Source organism: Ferdinandcohnia jepli (genome assembly GCF_047246645.1).
GTDB lineage: Bacteria > Bacillota > Bacilli > Bacillales > Bacillaceae_L > Ferdinandcohnia.
Window position 1 is genome coordinate 39922 of record NZ_JBFOKR010000026.1, and the last position, 11394, is coordinate 51315.

The 11394-nt window shown below is 37.0% G+C and carries 9 protein-coding genes; all 9 read right to left on the reverse strand.

What is annotated here, in order from left to right:
- Positions 1-125: 125 nt before the first annotated feature.
- The 9 genes from ispF to AB3M96_RS21665 all read right to left on the reverse strand — a co-directional run bounded on the left by ispF (position 126) and on the right by AB3M96_RS21665 (position 10166).
- Entirely contained in the window at positions 126-608 is a 483-nt protein-coding gene (ispF, locus tag AB3M96_RS21625; RefSeq protein ID WP_412969682.1) for a 2-C-methyl-D-erythritol 2,4-cyclodiphosphate synthase, read from the reverse strand.
- Between the two features lie 246 nt (positions 609-854).
- Positions 855-1541: a 2-C-methyl-D-erythritol 4-phosphate cytidylyltransferase gene (gene ispD / locus AB3M96_RS21630; RefSeq protein ID WP_412969683.1), complete on the reverse strand. Its 687-nt coding sequence runs from the start codon at positions 1539-1541 to the stop codon at positions 855-857.
- A 38-nt stretch (positions 1542-1579) separates the two neighbouring features.
- Positions 1580-2671 (reverse strand): PIN/TRAM domain-containing protein, encoded by a 1092-nt coding sequence (locus AB3M96_RS21635; protein WP_412969684.1) that lies wholly within the window; start codon positions 2669-2671, stop codon positions 1580-1582.
- 353 nt (positions 2672-3024) lie between these two features.
- Positions 3025-4395 (reverse strand): DNA repair protein RadA, encoded by a 1371-nt coding sequence (gene radA, locus AB3M96_RS21640; RefSeq protein WP_412969685.1) that lies wholly within the window; start codon positions 4393-4395, stop codon positions 3025-3027.
- Between the two features lie 198 nt (positions 4396-4593).
- On the reverse strand, positions 4594-7038 hold the full coding sequence (gene clpC, locus AB3M96_RS21645) for an ATP-dependent protease ATP-binding subunit ClpC (RefSeq protein WP_412969686.1): 2445 nt from the start codon (positions 7036-7038) through the stop codon (positions 4594-4596).
- Complete coding sequence (gene mcsB, locus AB3M96_RS21650; RefSeq protein ID WP_412969687.1) at positions 7038-8132, reverse strand: protein-arginine kinase McsB; 1095 nt, start codon at positions 8130-8132, stop codon at positions 7038-7040. Before mcsB ends, clpC begins: the two co-directional genes overlap by 1 nt.
- A gap of 3 nt (positions 8133-8135) precedes the next feature.
- On the reverse strand, positions 8136-8681 hold the full coding sequence (mcsA, locus tag AB3M96_RS21655) for a protein-arginine kinase activator protein McsA (protein WP_412969688.1): 546 nt from the start codon (positions 8679-8681) through the stop codon (positions 8136-8138).
- 58 nt (positions 8682-8739) lie between these two features.
- Positions 8740-9201 (reverse strand): CtsR family transcriptional regulator, encoded by a 462-nt coding sequence (locus AB3M96_RS21660; RefSeq protein WP_412969689.1) that lies wholly within the window; start codon positions 9199-9201, stop codon positions 8740-8742.
- A gap of 263 nt (positions 9202-9464) precedes the next feature.
- Positions 9465-10166: an MgtC/SapB family protein gene (locus tag AB3M96_RS21665; protein ID WP_412969690.1), complete on the reverse strand. Its 702-nt coding sequence runs from the start codon at positions 10164-10166 to the stop codon at positions 9465-9467.
- Between the last annotated feature and the right edge of the window lie 1228 nt (positions 10167-11394).

Consider the following 11394-nt stretch of genomic DNA (forward strand, 5'->3'; position numbering starts at 1 on the left):
TTTCAACTTAATCAATTCTTGCATCTTCTGGAGGCTATAGCTAAATTCAGTCTGGGATGAATCCCACTAATTTTACTGCTTTTATCCCCACACCTTCAAGAACTCGGAGTTCGATAAAGATAAAATTATCTTTCTGCCTTCTGAAGTAAGACAACCGCCTGTGCTGCTATACCTTCACCACGTCCTGTGAATCCAAGTTTTTCTGTTGTTGTAGCCTTGACATTTACTTGTGAAGCATCTGCCTCTAATAGCTCAGCAATTCGAGTTCTAATTTGTTCTATGTAAGGTGCCATTTTAGGTTTTTGTGCAATAATCGTACAATCTATATTTCCTAATTGATAACCTCTATCTCTTACTAGTTTCCATACATCAGCCATTAATACGGCTGAATCTGCATCCTTATAGTCAGGATCTGTATCAGGAAAATGCTTACCTATATCACCTTCGCCAATAGCTCCTAAACACGCATCAGATACTGTATGAAGTAACACATCAGCATCAGAGTGTCCTAAAAGTCCCTTTTCATAAGGTATTTCTATACCTCCAATAATTAACGGACGTCCTTCTACTAATTGATGTACATCAAATCCTTGTCCAATTCGAAACATTGTTATCCCCCTTATTAATAAAAACGCAAGCGCCTTAAAAGTAGAACTTCTACTAATAACCGCCACGTCCTGTGGCGAACGTAGAAGTCAGCACATCCTGTGCAAGTCCGACAAGCGCTGGAACCCTGACGAGGAGGCTGTTCCTCCGCAGGAGGGGTGAAGCGACCTCGAGGGCTAGGCGCTGGAGCTAGACATCAAAAGTAAGTTAAAAATTATATAATTTATTATCTAATAAAAAATGGAAAGCTAGGTTGTCCATTTTTGTAAAATTGCTTCAGCAAATAATAGGTCGTCCTGTGTTGTAAGTTTAATATTCAAATAGTCGCCCTCTACAATGGTAACGTTTTTGGGTATACGTTCAACCAAACTTGCTTCATCAGTTCCTAAGTAATCATTTTGCCTAGCAAGTTCGTGTGCCTCTTTCAAAATAGAAACATGAAAAGCTTGTGGGGTTTGTACCGCCCACAAGCCAGAACGCTCAACCGTTTCATTAACAATTAAATCACTAGATGCACGTTTTATCGTATCTTTTACAGGCACTGCTAAAATAGCAGCTCCTTGCGCCTCAGCCGCATTTACTAGCTTATGAATCAAATCAATCTTTAAAAAAGGCCTTGCCCCATCATGCACTAAAACAATAGTAGCATTCGTTACTTCCTGTAACCCATTATATACACTATGCTGACGTTCACTACCACCGTGTACAAGTGCAATAACCTTTTGTAGTTGATATTCATTCAATAATGACTCAAATTCCTGTTGTTCATCCTTATTAATAACCAATATAATTCCAGTGCAAAGATGATCCTGTTCAAACACCTTTAATGTATGAATAATCACTGGTATTGATTGCAGTTTGATGAATTGTTTATTCTTCCCTGCATTCATTCTTTTCCCTGAACCTGCCGCAGGAATGACAACCTGATAATTCATCGAATAACGCTCCTATCAGTTTGAAAATAAAGGCTGCTTTATAATGCTTTTTCTAGTAGCTTAGGCTTTGCAAATATCATTCGACCAGCTGATGTTTGTAAAACACTTGTTACGAGAACATCAATACGTTTGCCGATATAATCACGGCCTTCTTCTACAACAATCATTGTACCATCGTCAAGATAGGCAACACCTTGATTATGCTCTTTCCCATCCTTAATGACTTGAACACTTAGTTCTTCACCAGGAAGTACAACTGGCTTGACGGCATTGGCTAAATCATTAATGTTCAAAACAGCTACATTTTGTAGTTCACAAACCTTATTAAGGTTAAAATCATTCGTTACCACTACACCCATAGTCAGTTTTGCAAGCTTCACTAGCTTACTATCAACCTCTTGGATATCATCAAAGTCTCCCTCATAGATATCCACCTTAATGGAGAGTTCCTTTTGAATTCTATTTAAGATATCAAGTCCTCGTCTGCCTCGATTTCGTTTTAACACATCCGAAGAATCCGCAATATGCTGCAATTCCTCTAACACAAATCTTGGAATCACAATCGTTCCCTCTAGGAAACCAGTTTGACAAATATCTGCAATTCGCCCATCAATAATAACACTTGTATCTAATATTTTCAGTTTTTTAGCTTGTTGGTTAACTTCCTCTTCGTCTACCCCTTTTTTCTTGCTCATTCGATTAATCGAGAATAGATTTACAAGTTCATCTCTTTTCTTGAAACCAACCTGAAATCCGAGATAACCTAAGAGAAGTGTAATGAAAATAGGAAGAACCGTATTTACAACTGAAAAACTAATGCGATCTAATGGAATCACAATTAGAAATGCAACAATTAAACCTGATATTAATCCTAAACTACCAAAAAGAACGTCTGTTACTGGAGCTTTAATCAACGATTCCTCTAACCATTTGATGAGACCCACGATATAATCTACTAACCAAAAAGTAGCAATAAATAATATAATAGCACCTAAAATCGCAAGCGTATATGAATTATTCAAATATGGAATATTGTCGATATTTAACAGCCCCAGTAAGTCTGGAAGATATACAATTCCAAGCATTCCTCCAACAATTAGAAAAAATAGCTGTACAATACGTTTTAACATTCCTTCACCTCCTCTTATCATTATAATCACTTTATATTAATTGAAACCTACATTAAATAGATTTTTTAAAATGTAAACAGAATGACATAGATTGTAATCAAATGCGCCTTGGTGTATTTGCGCCCATTTTTTTCGGGCTTGCTCGAAAAATTCACTTTGAAAAATCGAGGCATCCGCCGAGGCTTTACCTTTAATCAGTCGGGGTGAACCTGACTGATTAAAGATAAACGATACTAATATATTATTTTTAAATGTCTATAAAATTATTACCATTTTTTTATTTTACACATAAAAAAACGATAATACTTTATATACGATTTAGAGTAACAAAATGTTTCACTTTTATTTTTCCGTTATCTTCCTAGTGTATGTTGGATAGCTTGTCTAATATCACTTACCCCAACTACTTCAATTCCCTTTGGACTAGTCCACCCCCCCAGATTGCGCTCTGGTACGATGACTCGTTTAAAACCAAGTTTTGCTGCTTCTTGGACCCGTTGTTCAATTCTTGATACACGTCTTACTTCGCCAGTTAAGCCCACTTCACCTATTATTACATCAGTCGGATTTGACGGCTGATCTCTAAAACTGGATGCAATGCTCAGTGCTACCGCTAAATCAATAGCTGGTTCATCTAGCTTTACTCCTCCTGCTACTTTTAAATAGGCATCTTGGTTTTGTAATAGTAGTCCTGCTCTTTTTTCCAGTACTGCCATTAATAAAGAAACTCGGTTATGGTCAATACCAGTTGCCATTCTTCGTGGGTTACCAAAACTTGTTGGAGAAATAAGTGCTTGTACTTCCACTAATACTGGTCGTGTTCCCTCCATAGAAGCAACAACAATTGATCCTGCTGAACCAGACGAACGTTCTTCCAGAAAAATTTCAGATGGATTTGCCACTTCCTCTAAACCAGTTTCTTTCATCTCAAAGATACCCATTTCATTTGTCGAACCAAAACGGTTTTTAACAGCACGTAATATTCGATAAGTATGATGACGCTCCCCTTCAAAGTATAAAACGGTATCTACCATGTGTTCTAATAACCTTGGACCTGCTATATTTCCTTCTTTCGTTACGTGTCCGACTATAAATATAGCAATGCCATTCGACTTCGCAATCCGCATAAGCTCAGCGGTACACTCGCGCACCTGTGATACACTACCGGGAGCTGAAGCTATTTCAGAATGATAGATTGTCTGTATGGAATCGATTACGACAAATGAAGGCTCTAATTCGACAATTGTCTGGGAAATAAATTCTAAGTCTGTTTCAGCAAGAACGAACAATTGTTCGGAATTAATCCCCAATCGGTCGGAACGCAATTTCGTTTGTTTAACCGACTCTTCCCCAGATATGTAGAGAACCTTTTTCTGGGACGCTAATTGTGAGGATATTTGTAGTAATAAGGTTGATTTCCCAATCCCCGGGTCACCACCTATTAAGACAAGAGAACCTTGTACAATTCCGCCACCGAGTACTCGGTTAAATTCCTTATTGGTTGTATACATTCTAGGCTCATTTTCACTTTGAATAGAAGTAATCGGTGAAGGCTTACGTTGAATTGTAGGGCTTGAATGTGCAAATGCCCCTCTTCTTGTTGACTTTTGTTCAACTTCTTCTACTAATGTATTCCAAGCGTTACAACCTGGACATTTTCCCATCCATTTTGGTGTTTCATATCCACATGTTTGACAAGTGAATTTAGTCTTTGTTTTTGCCATCTTGTTAGTCCTTTCAATAGATTGTAATTATTTGAATTGGCAGTTAGACAAGAAAAGCTTTTTAGCAGAATAAATCTTGAGTAATTAGTTTATACTTTGACATAGTCTCATCCTAATTCACTCATGATACTGTTAAAAAAAGAGGTATACATTAAAATCAAATTTTGATGTATACCCCTCTGTGCTTATTTCTTTTCCCTATGCTTTATTTACCGTTTCCTTTGAACCACCAACAATAAATTCTCCGTTGTCAAAGTCCATAATGATTTTCTTGCCTTTTTCAATATTACCTCTTAGTAGCTCTTCAGACAAACGGTCCTCAATTTGCTTTTGAATAGCTCGACGTAGTGGGCGTGCTCCGTATTCTGGGTCGTATCCTTCTTCGGCTATCTTTTCTTTTACCGCATCAGTGAGTTCAAGTTCAATGTCTTGTTCTTTTAAGCGTTTTGTCAATTGATCGGACATAAGTGTCACAATTTCCTTGAGATGCTTTTTCTCAAGTGAATGGAAGACAATGATTTCATCGATACGGTTCAAGAATTCAGGACGGAATGCTTTCTTTAGTTCATCCATTACTTTGCTCTTCATATTTTTATAGTCCTGATTTTCATCTTGTACATTAAATCCTACATATTTATTTCGTTTTAATGTATCAGCACCTACATTTGAAGTCATGATTAGAATTGTGTTTCTAAAGTCAACTGTTCGACCTTTTGAATCTGTTAAGCGGCCATCTTCTAGTACTTGGAGTAAAATATTAAATACATCTGGATGTGCCTTTTCAATTTCATCTAACAGGATTACGGAATATGGCTTACGGCGTACCTTTTCTGTTAATTGTCCACCCTCATCATATCCTACATACCCTGGAGGAGAACCTACTAAACGGGAAGTTGAATGTTTCTCCATGTATTCTGACATATCTACACGAATCATTGCGTCCTCATCACCAAAGATTGATTCAGCCAACGCTCGAGCTAGTTCCGTCTTACCCACACCTGTTGGTCCAAGGAAAATAAATGACCCAGTAGGACGCTTAGGATCTTTTAAGCCCGCTCTAGCACGTCTTACTGCTTTGGAGACAGCCTTTACTGCTTCCTCTTGACCAATTACTCGTGAATGAAGAATATCTTCCATGTTTAATAATTTATCTGCTTCTGTTTGTGCTAGTTTAGAGACCGGTATTCTAGTCCAGCTTGATACAACCATTGCAATATCATCTACTGTAACCTCAGAGTTTTCCTGACCCTGCTTCTCTTTCCAGGTTTTCTTTGTTTCCTCTAATTGTTCACGTAGGCGTTGTTCTGTATCTCGTAATGACGCAGCCTTCTCAAACTCTTGGCTTTGAACAGCAGCATCTTTTTCTTTTCGAACTTCTTCAAGTTTTTGCTCAAGTTCCTTTAAGTTAGGTGGAGCTGTGTAAGAACGTAGACGAACCTTTGAACCAGCTTCATCAATTAGGTCAATTGCTTTATCTGGTAAGAATCGATCTGATATATAGCGATCTGATAACTTAACCGCTTGAACAATTGATTCATCAGAGATGGAAACACGGTGATGTGCCTCATAACGATCACGCAATCCTTTTAAAATCTGAATAGACTCATCTACTGTTGGCTCATCAACTTGAATTGGCTGGAATCTACGCTCAAGCGCTGCATCTTTTTCAATATATTTACGATACTCATCTAATGTAGTTGCACCGATACATTGTAGTTCTCCACGAGCAAGTGAAGGTTTTAATATATTCGAAGCATCAATAGCTCCTTCAGCTCCGCCTGCACCAATTAATGTATGAAGTTCATCTATGAATAAAATAATATTTCCTGCTTGACGAATCTCATCCATCACTTTTTTCAAACGATCTTCAAATTCTCCGCGGTATTTTGTACCAGCAACTACCGTACCCATATCCAGCGTCATTACACGTTTATCGCGTAACGTTTCCGGCACTTCATTATTTACAATTTGTTGAGCCAATCCTTCTGCAATTGCTGTCTTACCAACACCAGGCTCACCTATTAAGACTGGATTATTTTTAGTACGTCTACTTAATACCTCAATAACACGCTGAATTTCTTTACTTCTTCCAATAACCGGGTCAAGACTTCCTTCCCTGGCAATCGCTGTTAGATCTCTCGCAAGACTATCTAATGTAGGAGTGTTGGCATTTGCTGCTCCACCACCGTGGTGGCCTGACGAAGATTCGTTACTACCTAGCAGCTGCAGCACCTGTTGGCGGGCTTTATTCAAGCTAACTCCCAGGTTATTTAATACTCTTGCCGCGACACCTTCTCCTTCTCGAATTAAACCAAGTAAAATATGTTCAGTACCAACATACGAGTGCCCTAGCTTCCTGGCTTCATCCATTGATAGCTCAATTACCTTCTTCGCTCTAGGTGTATAATGAATTGTCTGCGAACCCTCTTGGCCTCTACCAATTAATGTTTCTACTTCTTTTTGGATTTTTTCCGGTCCCAATCCAAGTGCTAATAGCGCCTTTGCTGCGATACCTTCTCCTTCTCGAATAAGACCTAATAACACATGCTCTGTACCAATATTGTTATGACCAAGACGTACAGCTTCCTCTTGTGCTAACGCCAATACCTTTTGTGCACGCTCTGTAAATCTTCCAAACATCATTACTCATCACCCTCCATGTCAGTAGTCTTATTATTTTCAAGCATTAATCTTTCTCGAATTAGCGTCGCTCTTCTAATGTCCCTTTCATTTGGCCGTAGCGACCCTCCTGCATATGACTGTAAAAACCCTGGTTGGGTAAGAACCATCAATTCATTAAGTATATTCCTAGAGATATTTTTTATATATCCAAGATCAATACCTAATCGGACATCTGACAAGCATTTAGCAGCTTCTTTTGATTCGATAATCCGACTGTTTGCTAAAGTCCCATATGAACGAAAAACTCGGTCTTCTAACTGAATCGTGGAGGTTTTTACTAATGCCTCTCTCGCTGAACGTTCCTGTGAAATCAGTTGAGTAACTACGCTCTTTAAGTCTTCTACAATATCTTCTTCCGTTTTGCCTAGTGTGATTTGGTTGGAAATTTGAAAGATATTCCCTAATGCTTCGCTACCTTCTCCATAAATCCCCCTAACGACCAAACCTAGTTGGTTAATAGCTGGGATTATCCGACTCATTTGTTGAGTCAAAATTAATGCTGGTAAATGCATCATAACTGATGCTCGTAAACCGGTACCTACATTTGTAGGGCAGCTTGTTAAGTATCCTCTTGTTTCATCAAATGCATAATCTACCTGTTCTTCAATCCAATCATCTAAATTGTTTGCCACTTCTAGTGCTTCGGATAATTGGAAACCAGGAAATAAACATTGAATCCGGACATGGTCCTCTTCATTAATCATAATACTTACTTCTTCATTTTCAGATAAAAGACATGCACCAAATGGAGAATCCTCCGCTAAATGAGGACTTATTAAGTGTTTTTCTACAAGCACTCTTTTCTCAATAGGTTGTAGTTCATTAACCTTTAATAATTCAAAGTCTCCTATTGAAGGAAAACTTCTTCCTGAAAATCTCTCCTGAAAGATTTCAACTATTTGCTGTGCCTCTTCATTAGAATATACGGTTGAAAAAGGGATGTTCTTAAAATTTCTAGCTAACCTAATTCTTGAACTAAGTACAATATCTGAATCAGGACCCTCTTGGCTCATCCAAGAACTTAAGGCTTGCTTAATAAATCGTTCAAGTGACATAGATTAAACCTCCCCCTCTCCATGCCCACTTACTCTTTTTTCTAAGGCTCTTACTTGGTCACGGGTTTCTGCAGCCTTTTCAAATTCCTCTTGAGAAATATATTCTTTCAGCTTTTGTTTTAGTTGTTCAATCTCCTTACGTATATGGAATGTCCCTCCGATACGCTTAGGAATTTTCCCAGTATGACTTGTATTACCAGAATGTAGCCTTTTTAAAATTGGGGTAAGTTGTTTTTCGAAGGTTGAGTAACAATTCGAGCAGCCAAATCGACCTACCTTCGCAAATTGTGGGAATGTCATTTTGCAATTTTCACATTGTAAAATTTCATTTTGTTGAAAAGCATTTGTCTTAGTACCTTTTAACGGTTCAATATGAAGAAGTCCTGCTAATAAATTATCAATTGAAAACCCAGAGGTTCCTGAAAACATAAACATCTCGCTTTTTTCCTGAGCACAATGTTCACATAGATGTACCTCTGTTTTTTCTCCGTTTACGATCTTAGTAAAATGCAGTGTCGCAGGACGTTTATTACAATCTTGGCATATCATGTTAACACCTCTCCTACTCTACGCTTTAATCTGTTTAGAGCGGCCATATTTTAGCGAATTACCTATACATAAGAGTTGTGAGCATAGCTTTTAACATTCTGGCTCGTAACTCATCTCGATGTGGTAGCTCTATAAATAAGACAGAGCGATCGATAACACTCAGCATTATCTTTGCTTCTCTTTTAGAAATGACCTCTTCCTCTACTAAGCGTACGATGACATCTTCTGCACTTGTTTGTGATATTCTTCGGTCAATCAATCTAACAAGTTGTTCAAGCAGTTGAGAATCATCATTTGCTGTCACTTTCATGATGCGAATGTATCCACCGCCACCACGTTTACTTTCCACAAGATAGCCTCGTTCTAAAGTAAAACGTGTATTGATGACATAATTAATTTGAGATGGGACACATTCAAATTTATCTGCAATCTCACTTCTTTTTATTTCAACTATCGCTCGATCACTCATATCAAGAACATTCTTCAAATACTGCTCAATGATATCTGATATATTTCTCATATTATCCACACCTCACCTTGACTTTGACTATATTTGACTATAACTATAATATAAATTGATTGAACTATTTTTTCAACTGATGTGCGTTTTTATAATTAGAAAAAGAAAACTTGCGATTGGCGAGCCGTTTTATTTATGCGGGTAGGAAAGGTAATTTAATTATCATTTAATCACTTATATTTCACAGTCGAGGTACGGTACTTGCTTCATAAATACTCATACCATCTATATTTACCAAAGTAAGTACCGCTCTAAACTTGTTTTTAAAATATTTTTTGTACATTTTCTAATCTAGAAAACTCCTCGTACAATCTAACACGTTCTTTTTTACTTGAGACTTCAACTTCTATTGTAAATTGACAGTTAGCCTCATCCCTATCCTTTGAATATTTCAAGTTAAAATCTTTGACCCTAAAACCATGTGTTTTAAATAGTTGAAGTACTTCACCTGAGGAAGAGACATCTTCATTAATTATTATATGCACTCTCTTTCTCTTTGTAGATTTAAAAAAGTATTCTTCCAGACGATTCAAAAATATTAAGCTTAGTAAAACCACTATCGTTGTTAGAATTGCTGGTGCATACATACCCAAGCCAATTATCAGACCCAATCCTGCTACAACCCAAATAGAAGCAGCAGTAGTTAAACCTCGTACAGTTGCATCGCGAACAAGAATTGTCCCTGCTCCCAGGAATCCAATCCCACTTATGACATATGAAGGAATACGTGCGGGATCAAATCTTACATTTTCGCTCATCTCAAGATAAGGTTGGAAACCATAAATAGACATTAACATCATTAAACATGATCCAACCCCTACCAGTAGATGTGTACGAAATCCTGCAGGATGTTTATTTACTTCCCTTTCTAATCCGACAAGGCCACATAATAAAGCCGCTATGAATATACGAATAGACATCGTTATAAAATCTTCGCTTTGGAAAGTTGCAAGAAATTCTGCCATTCTAATCCCCCTATGAAGTAGAAATACACTTTATACTTTAGTATGTAATTCGATACAATCCCTTATTTACCTTTAAAGCAAAACAGAAAAATTGAGTGTTTTATATTTATACGAAACAAACATTATTTTATGATTTGCATATCCTACTATTTATTGAATAGTCTTGAACGCCTAGGGATGTAGTGCATTATTATGATGGATTGTGGAATAGGGCGGTTGGTTGTTAGAGGTTATTTGGTGGTTGTGGTGGATAGCATGGGGTTACTTTGGTAAGTGTAGGTTTTGATAGGTTTGCTTTGATTTATGTAGGCTTTCCGGTCTTTGTGGTAGTTTTGCCTGTATAGAAAGGTTTTAGTAAAAATCTTTTGTTCTTGGGAGGTTTTATTGGAGTTTCATTATACGGAAGAGCTGATTGCGATAAATTTAGTATCCTTATTGCGAAAAATGAGTAATGTAACCTTGAAAATTGTCATGAAAACTAACTTACGGGTTTTTATTTTCGAGTTATGGTTTTTAAATTGAAGAAAGTAGCTATTTATTTTGGGTTTATTGGTGTTTTTTTAGTATTTTAAGCTAGATAGGGGACTTGTTAGTTGGATAATGTCTTGTATTCTTCTTAGGGATAGTAGTTATGATTTTTAATTTGGATTTACGATTTTTAATTTGGATTTATGATTTTTAATTGAAATTTACGGTTTTTAATTCGGATTTACGATTTTTAATTGAAATTTACGGTTTTTAGCGATATTTCGGTCGGTATCTACCAGCTTAATTTTAACTGGCTTCCTCTCGAAAAAAGTAACTCTCATGTAGGTTTATCAATTACTGGTGAAAAGTTACTATTTGCTCTTTTTTGTTATTAATATGGGTGGTTATATAGAATTTAGTCTCCTATATTGAAGGACCCAGTAACTCCCTCATCAATTGTTTAGACAGCGGGATCCTTGTACCAACCACTTATGCTTGTTATTTGGAATTAATGCACGTTAAATCAGATTTGTGCATGTTAATTGGATTTATGCGCGTTAAATTGAATTTGTGCATGTTAATCAAAATTTATGCATTTTAGCAATTTTTACAAGTCATAATATTTAACCATTTCAAACAAATAAAAAACACCAGTTACATTAAAACCTTTTTATAAAAAAACAAAAAAAGACCAGCCATTCCAGCTGGTCTTTCTCTCGTGCCTAGCGACGTCCTACTCTCACAGGGGCAATGCCCCAAC